The organism is Leptospira barantonii (genome assembly GCF_002811925.1).
GTDB lineage: Bacteria > Spirochaetota > Leptospiria > Leptospirales > Leptospiraceae > Leptospira > Leptospira barantonii.
In genome coordinates, this window is record NZ_NPDS01000003.1 from 99,198 (window position 1) to 116,696 (window position 17,499).

Here is a 17,499-nt window from a genome sequence, read left to right on the forward strand (position 1 = left end):
AAAATCCGGTCAAAGACCGTCTAACGTTCTTCAGGCTTTGGAATCCGAATTGGAATTCGTATCCTCGATCGGAAGACGCACGAAAAAGGTCGTGCCCTTGGAAGAAGTTTCGAATCGGATCGTTCCGTTGTGGGATTCTATGATTCTTCTTGCGATGTCCAAACCCAGTCCCGAACCCTCGCCGGGAGCCTTTGTGGTAAAGAATGGCTCGAAAATTCTTTCCGTCACTGCCGATGGAATTCCAGGACCCGTATCGGAAATGGAAACTTCGATCTCGTTCTCCCTCGCCTTATAAGTCCGAATGGTAAGAATCCCCTTAAAGGACATGGCCTGCGCCGCGTTGTAGATCAGATTCGTCCAAACGTGAATGAGGTCGTCCGCATAACCTTGAATTGGCGGAATTTCCCCGTAGGATTTTCGGATCTCTACCCCTACTTTCAATTGATTCTGATAGATCGTAAGAACGGTTTCGATTCCGTCCTGAATGACGACGGAGGTTTTGATTCCTTCCGATCCGAAGTGCGAAAACTTTCGCAGAGCGAAAACGATTTTGGAAGTGCGGTTTACGGACATATCGATCAGCTTGGAACTTTTGGAAGCCTGTATTTCTTCGAGCGCGAAATGAAGCAATCCTTGTGCGTTCTTATGTTCGAACAGATTCGGAAATTCTCCCAGGGAAGAATCAAGCCCAGACTCCACCAAATCCTGCGCGATCGAATGGGAATTCTCGAATCCCCTTTCCTTCAGTTTGCCTTCGAGTTCCTTGATCCTATTTCGAACTTCCTTCGGGGAAAGAATGTCCTGATCTTTTTTCCCCTTCCTTAAAAACGCGTAGAGTTCGTTCGACACGTTCTTGTCCAACCCCTGAAGAATCTCGGAAGCGTGGGTCATTCGATCCGTGGAACTGTCGAAATAATTCTGTATGGAATCGTTTGCCGCCTTGATCACCCCGATCGGGTTGTTGATTTCGTGCGCGATCCCGGCGACTAACTGTCCTAAGGCGGCCATCTTTTCGGATACGATCAATTGGCTCTGGGTCTTTTTTAAGTCCTTTAGAATTTCCTCAAGTTCCTGTTTTTGTTTCTCGATCAACTCGTTCTGATCTACGATTTCCTTATTCAAGGTTCGAAGCGCTTCGGCTTCCTTTTTTTCGGAGATGTCTTTTACGAGATTGATCACACAAAGTTTGCCGTTGATCTCCGCGAATGTGCTGTAACATTCGGAGTGAATCACTTTTCCATTCTTACCTTGAAGAATCACTTCTTGGTCGACTACAAATCCCTTCTCATACATCAGCGCCAAATATCTTTTTCTTTCTTCGGGATCCGGCCAAACGTTGAGTTCCAAACTCGTCTTTCCGATCGTTTCCTCTCTCGTGTATCCGAACAGTCTCAAAAAACTATCGTTGACCTCCAAATATCTTCCCTCGGCCACCGAGGAAATGGAAGTCCCGATCGGACTGAGAGTAAACACCTTGGAATAAATTTCTTGAGTGGGTTTTAACGCTTCTTCTGCGAGATGTTTTTCGGTGATGTCCTGCGCGGTTCCGAAAGCTACGATGGAATCCCTGAATTTTCCCTGGACGGAAAAGAATCGAGTTTCCCCGTCCCTTCTTCGGACTTGATACGTCAGCTCCACTGAAAAATCCGGCTCGTCCTTTCTTTTCAAACTTTCGGAAAGCGCTGAAAGCACTCTAGTCTTATCCTCTTCGGTCGCAACATACGTGTTCATATACGCGGACAAGGGTAAGGACTTGGATTCTTTCGCGTCCTCGTATCCGAGAAGATATTGATATTCCTTCGTGAGAATGAGTTCGAGATTTCGAGTATTCAAACTCCATCCGCCCAATTGCGCATAACGTTGAATTTCGGAAGATTCCAATTTTATCTTTTTAAAACCGCCGAGAGTGTAACGCATCAAAATCGCAACGAGTATAAACGCCGAAATTTCTCCGAGCAACGCGGACCAAGGTCCACCGGGCGACTCGGCCGGGATCATGGCTCCGGTTTGTATCAAATAGGTGATCGCGATTCCTAAACCTACGGATAAAAACGTGTAAATGTATGCGGCCCTCATTCCCAAAAGCAAAGCGGAACTGAGGATTAAAATGATACAGAACGGAAAGACGATGGTTTGAGTCGCGCCTTCTCGAATCATCAAAGAAAACGCGGCGATCCATTCGATCCCGACAAGGACGTGCGACGCTAAAAGAATTCTTCCGCTTTTTGCGATCAGATGACAGACCACAACCGCGACGCTGATTAAAAACGGCGCGATATAAACCGCCTTCGGTTTTTCCGCTAAAATCGGATGTAAGATCCGATAACTCAAAGCGACCGCCAAACAGGCCAACATGATTCCGTATAACAAGCGTACGGAAAAATCCTTTTCCGCGTCCGAAAAAACCGGCATCTTTAAAAAGTTGGGTATCTTCAAACGGGATATCCTCGGTCGAACCGCTTCCGTGATATGACTCTATTTTTTTTCTGCCCGAACAATCTTATCTTCATGTCGCAAAGTAAATTCGATTTTTTGAATATTCTTCTTTTGAAATCGGCTTAATTTTCCATTTTAAAAAGAACCGTTTTTCTTTATAAATCGGTATTAAAAACCTTCTATATTTTGCCATAAAAGAAACAAAAGGGAACCAAAAGAAATGGCCGCAACGGCTCATGACCTAATTTTCTTGGGATTCGGTCAAGTGATGAAACTTGTAGAATCGATTTATATTCTCTTTTAATAATTCCCGACTCCGTTCTTGAATTTTAATTTGACTTGGATTTTTTTTGACGATTTATAGAGTCCTCAATCTATAGAATCAAAAAATCCGGATCGTATGTTATCTCCCTTCGAACAGGAACTTTATCGTTGGATTCAATCGGATCCGAAACATTTTCAATTCATCCAAAAACGCGGAGCCGAAGGTATTTGGATTTTTGATGTCGAAACCTCTCCCAATTTTCGATGTAATCCCAAGTTTTTTTACACTCTCGGTTATAACCGAAAGGAAACCGAAGAATTCGACGATCCGAACGTTCTCATTCCCGATACGACCGCTCAAAAAATTTCCGAACTGCTCAAACAAACTTCCGTAAATTCTACGTTGGATGAGACCGCTACCCTTTCGTTTCATTCAAAAAACGGAATCAAGTCGATCAAGTCCCATATACAAGTAGTAAGAAACGAAAAAAATCTTCCGTTTCGATTGATCGGAGCCGTGGATCTCCAAGACGAACTTGGGGAGTATGGAGAATCCTCGAGTCTGGAACAACAACTCAGCGCCATTCTCAACAACCTTCCGTCCATGATCGGATATTGGGATAAGAATCTGATCAACCGTTTCGCAAATCACGCGTATCTTCCTTGGATCGGAAAAAGTCCTCAAAAAATTATAGGGAGACATATCCGAGAAGTTTTGGGCGAAACCTTGTATCAACAAAATCTTCCTTATATAGAAGGTGTTCTTCGAGGCGAGGAACAAAAATTCGAAAGAAAGGTGATGTTGCCGGACGGGAAATCCTTCAAATACGCGTTTACGAATTACATTCCCGATATGAGCACTGGATCACCTAACGGCTTTTATGTGATCTCGAGCGACATCACTCCGATTAAGGAAACGACCGATCTTCTTCGCAAAAGTGAAATCGAACTCAACACTCTTTTCCAAGCGCTTCCGGTCGGCGTAACCCTTCTCGATAAGGAAAACCGAATCGTAAAAGTCAATCCGATGTTGGAACAGATTCTCGGTATTTCCGAAGAGGATCTAAAAAAAGGACTTCATAAAAATAAGACATACATAAATCCCGATGGACGATCGCTAGTTACGGAAGAGCTTCCGAGTCAACGCGCCAAAAACGAAAAGAAAGTCATCAAGAACGTCGTGGTCGGAATTCCGAAAGAAGGAAACCAAATCACTTGGACAAGAGTGACTTCGCTTCCAGTCGAACTTCCGGACTATTCGGTGATGGTGATCACACACGACATCACGGAAAGTAAGAATTTCGAAAGCGAACTCATTCGTGCAAAAGCTCTTTTGGAACAAACGAGCAAACTCATTCGAATCGGAGCTTGGGACGCGGACTTAACCACGGGCCAAGGAACCTGGTCCGCGGTTACGAAAGAAATGCACGAGGTCGGACCGGATTTTATTCCCACGATGGATCAGGGGATTCAGTTCGTAAAGGAAGGAGAAAGCAGAACGAAAGTTTTGAATGCGGTCAATCATCTCGTTCAAGACGGAACTCCTTACGATATCGAGATGCAATTGGTGACCGCAAAGGGAAACGAACTTTGGGTTCGATCGGTCGCCAACGCCGAATTCGAAAACGGAGTCTGCACGAGAATTTACGGCGCGATCTACGACATAGATCAAAGAAAAAAAACCGAGATAGAACTCTTTAAGGAAAGATCGAGGCTTCTCGCGTTCGTGGAACACGCACCCGCCGCGGTTGCTATGTTCGATACTGAATTAAAATACATCGCGGTCAGTCAACGATGGATGGCGGAATATCATCTCCAGGGAAAACAAATCTTAGGTTTATCCCATTACGAAGTTTTTCCGAACATAGGCGAAGAATGGAAAGATATACATCAGCGATGTTTAACCGGAGAGGTCATCAAAAAGGACGAGGACATCTGGAGGCCCGAAGGCTGGGAACACGATCAATATCTTCGATGGGAAGTCAGACCTTGGTATCAACTCGACGGATCGATCGGCGGGATCATGATGTTTACTCAGGACATCACGGAAAGTTGTCTCCAAAGGGACGAACTCAAACGATCCAAGGCGATCGCGGAACGAGCCAATGCGGCAAAATCGGAATTTTTGGCGAACATGAGCCACGAGATCAGAACTCCTTTAAACGGAATCATCGGCTTTACGGATCTATTGCTCCGAACCAATCTGGATTCGACACAACACCAATACATGATGACCGTGTATCAATCCGCCGGTTCGCTTTTGGACATCATCAACGATATATTAGATTTTTCTAAAATTGAAGCGGGCAAACTAGAACTTTCCCACGAGACCACCGATATTTTGGAACTCGGAACGCAGATCGTAAATACGATCAAATTCCAGGCGCACAAGAAGGATCTGGAACTTCTAGTCAACATCTCTCCGTCCGTTCCGAAGCTCGTAATCACGGACAGCGTTCGATTGAAGCAGATCATCGTGAATCTATTCAGCAACGCGGTTAAGTTCACCGAGGAAGGAGAAATCGAATTCAAGATCGACGTTCTGGAAAAAATTTCCGATTCTCTTATGGTTTTGAGATTCTCCGTTCGAGACACCGGAATCGGGATCGCTCAGGAGAATCAAAAAAGAATTTTCGACGCATTCTCCCAAGAAGACGCGTCCACCACGAGAAGATTCGGCGGAACCGGACTCGGTCTTACTATTTCCAACAAACTCCTATCGATGATGGGAACCAAATTGGAACTCAAAAGCGAACCGAAAAAAGGAAGCGAGTTCTACTTCGATCTGAAAATGGAAATCGTATCCGACGAAGAGGATAACTGGCCTAAACTCGATTCGATAAAGAACGTTCTCATCGTAGACGACAACGATAATAACCGCAAGATCGTCGAAGGTATGTTACAATTACGGAATATACCCTGCGAGTCCGTCAAAACCGGAACGGACGCGATCGAAAGTATCGCCTCGGGTAAACGTTACGATATCATTCTGCTCGACTATCACATGCCGTTCTTGGATGGAATGGAAACGTCCAAAATCATCCGCGAAAAACTGAAGGTTTCACCGGAGGAACAACCCATCGTTCTTTTGAGTAGCGCTTCGGACGATTCCGAAACGATCGAAGCTTCTCAACAAAACGGAATTCAGGAAGTGCTGACAAAACCGATTTATATTCGACAACTCTACGATCTTTTGGGAAGAAATCAACTTCTTCAAAAGCCGTCCTACAAAACTCAGAAGATCGGAAACAACGAAACCGATACGACAATTCGAAAATACGCAAAGATCATGATCGTCGAGGACAACCCGGTCAACATGCTTCTCACAAAAAGTATCGTTACGAGAATTCTCCCCACCGTAAAAATAATAGAAGCGCAGAACGGACTCGAAGCGGTGGAACAAAACCTAAGATGGATTCCGGATCTGATTTTTATGGACATTCAAATGCCGGATCTGAACGGATACGAAGCGACCAAGGCGATTCGCGGTTTGGAAATGGACAAAAGGGTTCCGATTATCGCGTTAACCGCGGGAATCGTAGCCGGAGAAAGGGAAAAATGTATCGAGGCGGGAATGGACGATTACGTGAGCAAACCCGCGGTCCAGGCGGATTTTACAAAGGTAATCCTCAAATGGCTCGTATAACGATTTAGAATTTTCTACTTTTCGAATATTCTTTTTTTTGAAACCGTTCTCAAACCTTTGATGAGCGTTTTCCATTCGGTCGTTCCTAAATTTTCCACGAGATGGTTGTGCGCCTCTTTCCAAACCGGATACGCAAGGCGAAGCGCCTCCCAACCGGCCGGAGTCAAAGAAACCTTTCTCGCCCTTTTGTTTTCGGAAGGAACGTCTTCCACATAACCCAGAGTTTCCAAGGGTTCGAGATTTCTAAGAAGAGTCGTTCGATCCATCACGAGAAGCTCCGCCATCGGAGCGAGTTCCATTCCATCCGTGGAACCCAAGGTCATTAAAATATTGAATCGAGGAGAAGTAAGATCGACCTTATCGAGAACGTGATCGAAGTATTGGGAAATGGCTCGGGACGCCCGTTTCAAATTGAAATTAAGACATCCCAAACCTACGGTCACGAGCTCGTCCTTTGTGGGACTTAAGGATTCTTTTTTGAGAATCTTTTTGGAATTTTTAAGCTCCATTTTTTTGACCATACCACCTCCGGGAAATTAAGCTGGAATCGCTTCCACTCCCGGAGCCATTGTACGTCTCATCTCCCGAACGCGCTCTTCAAAATTTCCGTTTTCGAGTCCGGCGTCCTCGTAAAGAACGGAATCGAAAAACCGACCGAGATCCTCTCCGTGACGAATCGGTCTCCCTCTTTTCAGATCCACAAAAGCGAAGTCGATCCAGATAAGCGCCTTTAATCTCTTTCCGGAAATATCATACATAAGATCTTCGTTACGAATGCTTCCATCCCCTTTCGAAACCAATCGGGTTACGATCTTTACCTGATCGTTTTGTTTTGCCGGTTCGAGATACGCGATTTGAGTTCGACTGACTACCCAGGATTTGCCTTCTCTGGAAGCGTGTTCGAACAAATCGAAACCGTAGTAATCCCGAAGATGATCCTCTCGGGCCTCCAAAAAATAATCCATATAACGCGCGTTGTTCAGATGACCGAAAGGATCACAATCCTGAAAACGAATCCTGTAAATACCGGAAGGGGATAATTCGATTTTATCGGCGGTAGAAAGCATAAACGCCTCCAAACTTTATTGTGTATTTGCACACTTGTAAATACACATGTGCTATTACACACATTAATTAAAATCCGTCAACCGATTTTTGAGAAAAAGTTAGTGTGTTGACAAAGACCTCGGCGGAGAATTATACATTTTCTGACCTTTGCTTGAAATGAAAATGGATTCCATCACTTCCAAAAAAGAAATCAAATCGATCCTCGACTCCATCTTGAGTTCCTCGAATCAAAACGAGAATGCGATCGCGGACGCGATCGTTTCGAAACTTTTATCCAAAAAAGTGAAATTTCCTCTGCTCGAGTTTGCGGCCAAAGAACTCTACTCGGGAATTTCCGAACGAAATCAAATTTCGCTGATCGATAAAATCATAGAACGAAAAACGATCGGCGGCAACGTCATCGCGGGTATCATTCTTCAGTTGCGTTTGGAAAAACACTTCGAACAATCCGTAAAGAAGGCAATCGACTACATGGTGTTTGGCGACGAATGGTATGTCTGCGATATCATCGGAGAAAGAGTGATGGGTTATTCTCTCTTGTACGATTCCGAAAACACTTTGCCCGTATTAAAAAAATTTCTCGATCACAAGAACGCGTGGATTTCCCGTTCCGTCGGAGTGGCCGCGCACTACGCGGTTAAAAAAGGACTTCGAAAAAAATACGTGGAGGAAATCTTTCTACTTCTTTTATCAAAAGCGGATACGAACGATTTTCACACCAAAAAAGGAATCGGCTGGGCCGTAAAAACCGTTTCCAAATTTCATCCGGACATAGTCTCCAAGTTCGAGTCTCGTTTGAATTCCGACGAAACCATCGGAACCTTTTTTAAAACGAAGATCAAAATCGGATTGGGCCGCTCCTCTAAATATGCCTCAAGATATTCGGATTAAAAGTATTCTGAATAAAACCAAACGGAGAGATCCCTGGTTTTTGGACGATTATACGATCAATCCTTACAGCGGTTGTTCGTTTCGTTGTTTGTATTGTTATATAGGCGGAAGCAAATACGGTTCGAACATAGAGGATAAACTTTCCGTTAAGGAGAATGCCGCCGAGGTTTTGGACAAACAACTTTGGAACCGCGCTAAAAAGAATCAATACGGAATCATCGTTCTCGCTTCGGCCACGGATCCTTATCTTCAGATCGAAAAACAAACGGAACTTACGCGGGAACTACTTAAGATAATTCTAAAATACAGATTTCCGGTTCATATTCTTACCAAATCGGATCTGGTTTTGAGAGATCTCGATTTGTTAAGCGAAATCGAAAAATCCGCGATCCTTCCGAACGATCTACAAAACCGATTGAGCAGAAAATCCTTCATTACGTTTTCATTTTCCATTCTGGACGATTCCGTGGCGCGTATTTTCGAGCCGGGAGCCACCGCTCCGAGCTTACGATTGAACGCCTTAAAGGAAATTTTAAGACAAGGTTTTTACAGCGGGGTCAGTTTGATGCCTCTTCTTCCGCATATCGGCGACAAGGGAGAAAATCTCGAATTTATGTTTCAAACTTTTCGAGAAATCGGAATCGAATATATATTCCCGGCAAGCCTTACCCTTTTCGGAGGAAACGATTCTTCCGATAGTAAGTTCCGAGTTTTTGAAGCGATCGAAAAACACTATCCTCATCTGATCGAAAAGTATCGGAAATTTTTTTCCAACGGTTCCGAAATGCCCAAATACTATAGAGTCGCTCTCAAAAACAAAACCGACGAGTTGTGTTCCAAATACGGATTACAAAAAGGAATTCTTCCTTACGATTGATCGACTTTCGTATTCCAAATTTCGCATTCCCTTTTCGAACAAACCGGAAAGATAAACAACTTCTTGACGAAAGCGAGAAACTGCGTTCAATCGGACTATGCCAGAACTGCCGGATCTAGTCGTCATTCGGGAAAGATTGATCCCGGAACTCGTAGGCAAGACCATACAATCGATCGAAATCGTGGACCCTCTGGTGGTCCGCAATCTCACCGGATCCACCGCCGAAGAAGTTTACCAAGGAACTTCGTTTCAATCCATCGAAAGAAACGGACCCTTTCTAAATTTCGCATTCGAAAAATTGAATATAATCATACATCCTATGTTGTCCGGTCGATTTTCCCTCGACCCTAAGTATAAACGAAAGGATCTTTGCGTTCGTTTTTTTACGAACGGTCCCGTTTTGAATTACGTGGACGATACAAGAATGGGAAAAGTTTATTTTCTAAAGCCGGAAGACATCGGCCAAATCCCAAAATACAAGGAACAAGGTGTGAATCTTCTTTCGGATGAATTCACCGAAGAAAGTTTAATCCAGGCAATGGGAAAAAGCCGTCAACAAACCAGAGTGTTTTTGATGGATCAATCCAAACTGAGTGCATTAGGAAACGCTTATGCGGACGAGGTTTTGTTCGCGGCGAAGATTCATCCGAAAACTCCTTGCAATCAACTTTCTCCCGAAGATAAATCACTTTTATACAAAAGTATCAAAGAGGTTCTTTCAAGTTCGATCGAATACATTCGCAACAAACAAGCGCCCCTCGACGTAAAGGTTCGAGATCACGTTAAAGTGAGGAATCGAAAAAACGAACCCTGCCCCGTTTGTGGAACGACGATCCGAAGAGCGAACGTATTGGGTTACGATTCTTTCTTTTGTCCGACTTGCCAGCCGGCCAAAGGCGAACAGTTCATCAAATGGTAACTAGCGATCCGAATTTTAAACCAATCCCCAATCCAAACGAACCGGATACGAATTCCGTCTTCTTTCAAAGTAAAATACGTCTTCCTTTCTCCAGGAATCCCGCAAAAGACGATCCTCTTCCTTTAAGAAAGTGGAAGTTTTAAAATCACCCGAGGTTTGTAAAAAAGATTCCAAGGACGGAAGCGGACGATCCTGATACAGAATGGATAATTTCTCGGCGACCCGATAGGTTCCGCTCATTCTCCCCAATTGACTGTAACCGGCGATATGCGGCGTAAAAACGGAATTTTCCAGATCCGCGAGAATTCTTCCCAAAGAAGGTTCGGGCGGCTCGGGATCAAACACATCTAGAATTTTGAATATATCATTTCTTGCAATCAATCGATCGAAAGCCTCTCGGGAAAGAATCTCACCTCGGCTCGTATTGATAAAAACGGTCCCCGGTTTTAGGGAATCGATCAAGGAAGCGGACACAAAATGTAAGGTCGGTTCGAGTCCCTCCTTGGTCAAAGGAACGTGATAACTCAAAACGGAACAACTCAAAACCTCGTTTAAGGGAGAGGATTCCGCCTTGTAAAACGGATCGTAAAAAACGCAGTCTATCCCCTTGGATATTAGAATTTTATGAAATTCTTTACCTGTGTTTCCGTGCCCGATCATTCCGACTTTTCGGGTTTTCAGTTCGGATTCGGTGAAACGTTCCAAAAGGGACGCATAACAATATTCCGCGACCGAATCGGCGTTACAACCCGGAGCGTTTAAAAAAATTCTTCCCGATTCTTTGAGGGCGTTAAAGTCCACGTGGTCCGTACCGGAACTTACGGTTGCGAAAATTCTTACCGAAGGAAACCGTTCTATACTTTCACGGTTCACCTTTAACCTCGTATTGGCGATCAGAACGGAAGGTTCTTCCTCTGCCAACGTATCGATGCGGTCGATCGAATACGAACGCACTTCCAATTTTTCAAAACCGGAAAAGATCTCTCGGGCGCCCGTGGTTCCTTCGGGATAATAAAGAATCGGTCTTTTTTGTTGCACGACTTTGTCATTTCATCCGAACCGCTTTTTCAGAAAAAACAAAAAAGGTTTGCCTTGAGAAAGATTTTTTTAACAATCACAGGTCCATGAAATCCCTTCAGGAAAGAATTACATTCCCGGCAGTTATAGGTTTGATCTCCGTGGTCTTGATCGCGTTGATCTGGTTCGTTTTTTTCAGCGGCGGCAAAGGCCCCGGCGTTTTCTCGTCGAGCGACCCCGAAGGAGAATTTACGTTGCAACGAACCGAATCGGGAGAATGGGTCTTAAACCAAGCCGTAGTCGACACGTCTCGAAGAATTTTCGACGAGAACGGCAACTGGCTTTCGTTCGACGACTTGATGCAGTATGCTTCAACCGGGGAAGTCAACTTGGTCTCCGAACTCTGGGGTTTGAGAAGACAATGTCCCGAGAATGTAGTCTACGAACAATGTAACGAAATCATCCGAGCATTCATCGCCGACCATTACACCGGAAAAGACGCGGAATATCTTATGAAACTTTTTTCGGGTTACTTAAAATACGAAACGACCATGAGAGAATACGAACTTTCGGATAAACTCAGCCGCGCCGAAAAATACGAAATCGTTAAAAAGAAAAGAAGGGAATTCTTTTCCGAAAGCGACGCAAAGCTCGTATTTGGTATGGAAGAATCCGAGGAAACCTATCGCGATTCCTTGAGCGGCTTTTTAAAAGACACCGAATCCTTAAACGGCGATCAAAGAATGTCTAGATACGAAGAATTCAGAAAAAATGTCTACGGTCAATATTACAATACCGTAAAGACAAGAGAGCCTAAGTACAATACCTATGAAACTGAAATGTTTCTGAGAGACAAGGAATTGGAAAAGATGAATTCTTCGGATCGAAATACGAAAACGAGAACAATCCGTGAAAAATATTTCGGAAAGGACGGAGCGGATCGTATAGACGCGGTTTATAAGGAAATCGAAGAAAGGGAAAAGAAGGAAAAACAAACCGTACACGACGAATCGGATTGGCTTCAGAAAAATTCGAACGTAAAGGGAGAAGCGAGGGATAAGGCCTTGATGGAAATCAGAATCAAAAATCTCGGCAAAGAAGAAGCCGAAGAATATTCAAGAAGACTTAAATACGAAGAGGAACTGAAGAAAAATCAAAACTAATGATCCGCCGTTTTATTCCGATAGATTCGATCGTTTACCGGCTCCTACTTTGTTTGGGAGTCGGTTTCGGAACCCTTTTGGGGCTTTCTCCTTTTTCCTTTTTTTCAGCGGGAATGGTCGCTTCCGTTTCCTGTCTTTTTTTATTTCTTTCCCTCGATAAGGAACGGTTTTGGAAAGTCGCTTTGTGGCTTTTGTTTTTGTCGCAGGTTTTGAACTACGTTACTTTTTTTTGGATACCGGGCGCGGTTTCGAGAATCGCGGGAACGGGTCCGGTCGTTTCCGTTTTCTTTTTTCTATTCTATGGGTTGATCTCCCATCTGAAATTCTTTCCGTTTTATATCATATTCCGTTTTTCTAAAATAAAATCCGCGTCCTCTCCCTGGGTTTTACTCGTATTCCCCGCGGCGGGAACGATCGCGGACGCGCTGACGTATCAGATTTTTCCGTGGTATTGGGGAAACCTGATCGGAGGTTCGATCGTTTTCGAACAATTCGCGTCGATCTGCGGAGTTTACGGACTGAGTTTTCTGCTTCTTTTCCTATCTTCCGTTTTTATAATATTATTAAATCATTCTAAACGAAAGAAATCCAAGGAATTCAAAATCGCCGTCATCGGTGCGATCGGAATCGTATTCGTATACACTTACGGCCTGTATCGAATCGGATACGCGAATCGACCGTTGAACGAAGACAAACCCAAAACGATTTCGGTCGTCACGATCCAACCCGACACTTCTCCGGGAACGAAGGACTTAAAAGCGGATCGTGCTTTTTTAGGTTCGACGATGAGCAAGGTTTTGTCCTTGGCTTTGGAAGGAAGTATGAGCGCCGAAAATTCTCCGTCGCTGATCGTAATCCCGGAATCCTCGATTCCGTTTCACGGAACGATCGACTCGGAGGAAAATCGAAACGAACATATCTATTCTTCCACGATGGAAGGATTGATTTTGTATCTTTCCAAACAAACGGGCGCCGACGTTCTATTCAACGAATTGAATATGGATCATGGAAAACTCAGAAATCAAATCAGTCTTTTTAAGAATTCGGACGGAAGTACGGAACGATACGATAAAAGAAGACTTCTCGCGTTCGGAGAATATCTTCCGATGGAAAAGGGACTTCCCTTTTTGCGTTCGGTCTTTAAGGAAACTTCGCGATACGTTCCCGGTGAAACTCCGAAACTTTTAATCGGAAATAAGAATCGAATCGAAACTTCCATCGCGCCGCCCGATCCGAAGGAAATTTCCAAAATCGGCGATCCGGAAGTATTCCGATCGTCCTTCTCGTCCGATACAAAACAACTCGATAAAATTAGAAATTTAGAATATTCGTATTCCATTCTTCCCTTATTGTGTTACGAGGCGATGTTCACCGAATTGGTTCTGGATTATTTCAAAGACGGGCAAAAACCGGAGATTCTGATCAACATCACGAACGATTCTTGGTTCGACTCGGAACTGGAAGCGAACCAACATTCCGGAACCGTCCGTTTGAGGGCGATCGAAACCGGCCTACCCTTGATTCGTTCCACCGTTTCCGGAATCTCGGAAGTTTGGGACGCTCGCGGAATTTCCCTCATTACTCCGATGGGTTTTCACGAAACCGGAATCAGAACCTTTTCGATTCGATTGGGTTCTTCCGGTTCCACAATTTATACGATGTTCGGAAACGTTCCGCTCTGGATTCTTTGTGTGTTGTCGCTTTCGATCCGATTCGCCTTTCTCTTGAAGTCCATTAGGAAATAGTAATGCTTGAACATACCTTTTGTCATTTGCCCGGGATCGATTCGACGGAGGAAAAAAATCTTTGGGCCAAGGGAATTCACAACTGGAGAGACTTAAAGGATTATCTGAGATCCGAATCCATTCCCATCCGAAATCTGATTTTAGACGCATTAGAATTTTCTAAAAAAGAATTGGAACGGGAGAATTTTTTCTACTTCTTCCACGTTCTATCCTCCAAACATCACTGGAGATTGTTTCCTACGATTCGCAATAAACTGATGTATCTGGATATAGAAACGACCGGGCTCGGAAGCGAGGACAGAACCACGGTCATAGGAACCTTCGACGGTTCGGAATACCGTTCTTATATCCGAGGATTCAACCTGGATTTCTTTTTGGACAACCTTCGTCAGGATCAGATTTTCGTTTCATACAACGGAATCGGCTTCGACGTTCCCTTTTTAGAAAAAGAATTTAACGTACGATTCAGAAACAATCATATCGATATTATGTTTTTCTTAAGATCTCTCGGCATCAAAGGCGGACTCAAAGGCTGTGAGAAGGCTCTCGGAATCGTAAGACCCGAGGAAGCCTCTATAACGGGCGCGGATGCGGTAAAACTTTGGAAACAATATGTTGACTATGACGATACGGACGCGCTTCGAATTTTGGAAGGTTACAACCGGGAAGACACCGTAAATCTTGAAATATTATTCGTCAAAGGTTATAATCTAAAGATGAAAGATACCCCGTTCTACGGGGAGATTCTCAGGGAGCCGTCTCAATCCTGACTTTGTATCCCTGACGTCGAAGACTGCGGCATTTTCCGCGACGAAGGGAATATGGATTGGAAGCGATTCGAAAATATATACGCGGACAAAGATTATATTCATAAGATCCGCGCTCGGTATCTTTTCATTTTCAATTCCATTTCAGTCGCGTTGGATTTCATCGCCCTCGCAATGTTTTTACACGAGGACATTCATTTTTTTCCCGCGAGTTTTTTCATATTCTTCATCGCGTCCATCGCCTCGATATTTCTTCTTTGGAAAGGAATGTTTCGATCCGCTTTGACCGCAACGCTCTCTTCGGGGATTTTGAACATCTTGGGCGGATTGTTTTTCGGAAACCCGAACGGCAACATGCTAATCGCGTTCCCGCTCATCGTGATCCTGTTTTTATTTTTTACGAATATTAGAATTACTATATATGTTTCTTTCTTTTTCCTGAGCGTAATGGTCGGCTACTTCGCTCTGCAGGCCAGAAACGGAACCCTGATGATGAGTTATGCGATCGACTCCGTTTTGATCTTTACGTTGTTCACGATCATGGCCTTACTCACCGTTCAAATCCTGAATACTTACATCGACGAAAAAGACGAACTGATCAAAGAGATTCACCATCGGGTGAGAAACAATCTCCAGGTTCTTTGCGGCCTCGCGGATCTGCATCTCAATCAGGAAGAGAATTCAAAAAACGTTTTATTCGAATTTCAGAATAGAATTCTCGCGATGTCCGAAGTGCACAACTACATGTATAAATCGGACAATTATCACAGCGTGGAATTCTCGGGTGTGATCGACAAGATCGTAGCGAATTCCGGGAAAAAACACAAGGATTCCAGAGCCTCGATTCTCAACGATTCGGATCGAATTTCGCTTCCGATCGAAACCGCGATCCCCTGCGCGATGATTTTCAACGAACTGCTCGATAACAGCCTGACCCACGCTTTCCAAAACTCCGCGGATCCGAAAATCGAAATCCGTCTTTTTAGATCGAAGGAAGTTTATCAATTGATCGTAAGAGACAACGGAATCGGAATGCCGATGCCCTTCGACGCCAAAAAAGCCTCCACTACCGGATTCACTCTGATTCATATTCTTTCGAAACAGATGCACGGAACTTTTAATCTTTCCAACGATCGTGGTTTGACTGCGGTTCTTGAGTTTGCCGTGTGAGCGTTAGACGTTAGGCGACAGGCTTGATTTGGAATCTGCTTCCGTTATCGATCAAACGCTCGACGAAACAACGCGACTTTTCTTATTCCCCGCCGATCCAACGATATTTTTCATAAGGCGGATCGATTTCCAAAATCTGAACCTGACCCTGATCGATCAGCTTTCGGATCAAAGAATGTAAAATGGCAAGCGCCGTATTGTAATAGCCGCTGTTCGCGACCTTTTCACCCATCGCTTCGAGAACCAACGTGGAAAGATCCTGATCGTTCTCTTTCAATCTTCGGACGACTCCCCTTTCCAAAAGGTTTAGAGTTTTTGAAAGTAGTTTGATCGCCCTTTGCGGATCATCCGGCTCCGGTCCGTGCGCGGGAAGAAGTCTTCGAATCGGCAATTTGGAAAGACGATCCAAGGATTGATGATAATCGTATAAGTTTCCGTCGATTTCCGCGTAGATCGAGGATATGTTTTGCAGAACCAAGTCGCCGGTGAAGTAGATCTTCTCGCCCAAAATATACGGAGTCAAATGCCAACGGTTATGGCCCGGAGTATGAAGAATTCCGATTTCCCTTCCGCCCGCCTTGATGACGTCCCCTTCCACGAGTTCCACGTCGAAGTCCAGATACGGATCGACCCTTTCCGAGTTTTCCAACGCATCATGAAATTCGAATATACCGGTGTCGACCCTTTTGAGTTCGGTGGCTCTGGTCGTATTATCGTGGTGTCCTTTGTAGACGAGTCTTCTCATCGCTCTTTGAAAAACCTGAACGAACTCGACGTAGTTTCCGATTTCAGCGGCCATTCCGGTCATCGCATACAACTTCGCGTCCGTATAATAACGTAAGGTCAAAGCCGCGCTCATATGATCGAGATGATTGTGAGTATAGATGATATGTTTGATTTTGCTCAGGGAAAGACCGATCGTCTTTAAGGCCTTTTGCAAAAGACCGAGATTTTCGATATAACCGGAATCGATGATGGTAGGCTCGCCGTCGGGAAGAATATAGATGTTGTTCGGAGAATAAAACGGCTGAGGAATTTCAGTCTTAAAGATTCCGTCTCCTATATCCTTTACTTCCGGAATAGAATTATAGCGGTGAATTTTCATTCAATTCTCGATGTCGTATTAATTTCGATCGCAACAGACTTTGACCGCGTCCGCGAGTTGTTTCGGATCCCAAGGTTTTGGAAGAACCGCATACGTTCCAGCTTCTTTTTTTACTCTTTCCACGGCCGCCTCGTCGACGTGACCCGTGATGAGAATGGAACGAATACCAGGATATTTTTTATGAATTAAGATTAAGAATTCATCCCCTTTGATTCCGGGCATACGCCAATCGGATAAAATGAGGATCACGTTAACGCCGTTTCCGACCAACTCGTCCACTACTTCCATAGCTTCGTTTGCGTTGATCGCGGTCTCGTATTGAAATTCGTTTCCGAACTGTTTTTTTAATTCCTGCTTCAACGCGATCAGGATGATCGGTTCGTCGTCCACGCAAAGGATCGCGTTGTTCTTCTTTGTACTATCTTTCAAAA

Annotated in this window: 14 protein-coding genes; 8 read left to right on the forward strand and 6 right to left on the reverse strand. The window is 44.3% G+C overall.

The features are described 5' to 3' along the window. Positions 1-30 precede the first annotated feature (30 nt). The gene (locus CH367_RS09050; protein WP_100762182.1) at positions 31-2,412 is read right to left on the reverse strand and encodes a PAS domain-containing sensor histidine kinase; all 2,382 of its coding nucleotides are present in this window, start codon (positions 2,410-2,412) and stop codon (positions 31-33) included. 424 nt (positions 2,413-2,836) lie between these two features. On the opposite strand from CH367_RS09050, the gene CH367_RS09055 reads away from it, so the two are divergent. Continuing rightward, complete coding sequence (locus tag CH367_RS09055; RefSeq protein WP_100762183.1) at positions 2,837-6,346, forward strand: response regulator; 3,510 nt, start codon at positions 2,837-2,839, stop codon at positions 6,344-6,346. A 14-nt stretch (positions 6,347-6,360) separates the two neighbouring features. Here CH367_RS09055 and CH367_RS09060 read toward each other — a convergent pair whose 3' ends face one another. Beyond that, a complete protein-coding gene (locus CH367_RS09060; RefSeq protein WP_100762184.1) occupies positions 6,361-6,867 on the reverse strand; it encodes a MarR family winged helix-turn-helix transcriptional regulator in 507 nt (168 codons plus the stop codon). A gap of 15 nt (positions 6,868-6,882) precedes the next feature. Beyond that, positions 6,883-7,413: an acyl-CoA thioesterase gene (locus CH367_RS09065; RefSeq protein ID WP_100762185.1), complete on the reverse strand. Its 531-nt coding sequence runs from the start codon at positions 7,411-7,413 to the stop codon at positions 6,883-6,885. A 163-nt stretch (positions 7,414-7,576) separates the two neighbouring features. On the opposite strand from CH367_RS09065, the gene CH367_RS09070 reads away from it, so the two are divergent. The 3 genes from CH367_RS09070 (at position 7,577) to CH367_RS09080 (ending at position 10,101) form a co-directional block, all read left to right on the forward strand. Then, a complete protein-coding gene (locus CH367_RS09070; RefSeq protein ID WP_100762374.1) occupies positions 7,577-8,305 on the forward strand; it encodes a DNA alkylation repair protein in 729 nt (242 codons plus the stop codon). Further along, on the forward strand, positions 8,283-9,182 hold the full coding sequence (locus CH367_RS09075; RefSeq protein WP_100762186.1) for an SPL family radical SAM protein: 900 nt from the start codon (positions 8,283-8,285) through the stop codon (positions 9,180-9,182). The genes CH367_RS09070 and CH367_RS09075 overlap by 23 nt, the downstream gene beginning before the upstream one ends. A gap of 97 nt (positions 9,183-9,279) precedes the next feature. Continuing rightward, complete coding sequence (locus CH367_RS09080; protein WP_100762187.1) at positions 9,280-10,101, forward strand: Fpg/Nei family DNA glycosylase; 822 nt, start codon at positions 9,280-9,282, stop codon at positions 10,099-10,101. A 15-nt stretch (positions 10,102-10,116) separates the two neighbouring features. Here the strand turns inward: CH367_RS09080 and CH367_RS09085 are convergent, their stop codons facing one another. Further along, complete coding sequence (locus tag CH367_RS09085; protein ID WP_100762188.1) at positions 10,117-11,139, reverse strand: NAD(P)-dependent oxidoreductase; 1,023 nt, start codon at positions 11,137-11,139, stop codon at positions 10,117-10,119. An 86-nt stretch (positions 11,140-11,225) separates the two neighbouring features. Here CH367_RS09085 and CH367_RS09090 point away from each other — a divergent pair, with 86 nt between their 5' ends. The 4 genes from CH367_RS09090 to CH367_RS09105 are packed head-to-tail and all read left to right on the forward strand — an operon-like array spanning position 11,226 to position 15,963. Then, on the forward strand, positions 11,226-12,281 hold the full coding sequence (locus tag CH367_RS09090) for a lipase secretion chaperone (protein ID WP_100762189.1): 1,056 nt from the start codon (positions 11,226-11,228) through the stop codon (positions 12,279-12,281). Next, complete coding sequence (locus tag CH367_RS09095) at positions 12,281-14,026, forward strand: apolipoprotein N-acyltransferase (RefSeq protein WP_165783253.1); 1,746 nt, start codon at positions 12,281-12,283, stop codon at positions 14,024-14,026. The genes CH367_RS09090 and CH367_RS09095 overlap by 1 nt, the downstream gene beginning before the upstream one ends. 2 nt (positions 14,027-14,028) lie before the next feature. Next, positions 14,029-14,796 (forward strand): ribonuclease H-like domain-containing protein, encoded by a 768-nt coding sequence (locus CH367_RS09100; protein WP_100762190.1) that lies wholly within the window; start codon positions 14,029-14,031, stop codon positions 14,794-14,796. Positions 14,797-14,847: 51 nt separating this feature from the next. Beyond that, complete coding sequence (locus tag CH367_RS09105) at positions 14,848-15,963, forward strand: sensor histidine kinase (RefSeq protein ID WP_100762191.1); 1,116 nt, start codon at positions 14,848-14,850, stop codon at positions 15,961-15,963. Positions 15,964-16,045: 82 nt separating this feature from the next. Here CH367_RS09105 and CH367_RS09110 read toward each other — a convergent pair whose 3' ends face one another. Further along, complete coding sequence (locus CH367_RS09110) at positions 16,046-17,068, reverse strand: MBL fold metallo-hydrolase (RefSeq protein ID WP_100762192.1); 1,023 nt, start codon at positions 17,066-17,068, stop codon at positions 16,046-16,048. 18 nt (positions 17,069-17,086) lie between these two features. Continuing rightward, positions 17,087-17,497, reverse strand: coding sequence for a response regulator (locus tag CH367_RS09115; RefSeq protein ID WP_100762193.1), 411 nt, complete (start codon positions 17,495-17,497; stop codon positions 17,087-17,089). Positions 17,498-17,499 lie beyond the last annotated feature (2 nt).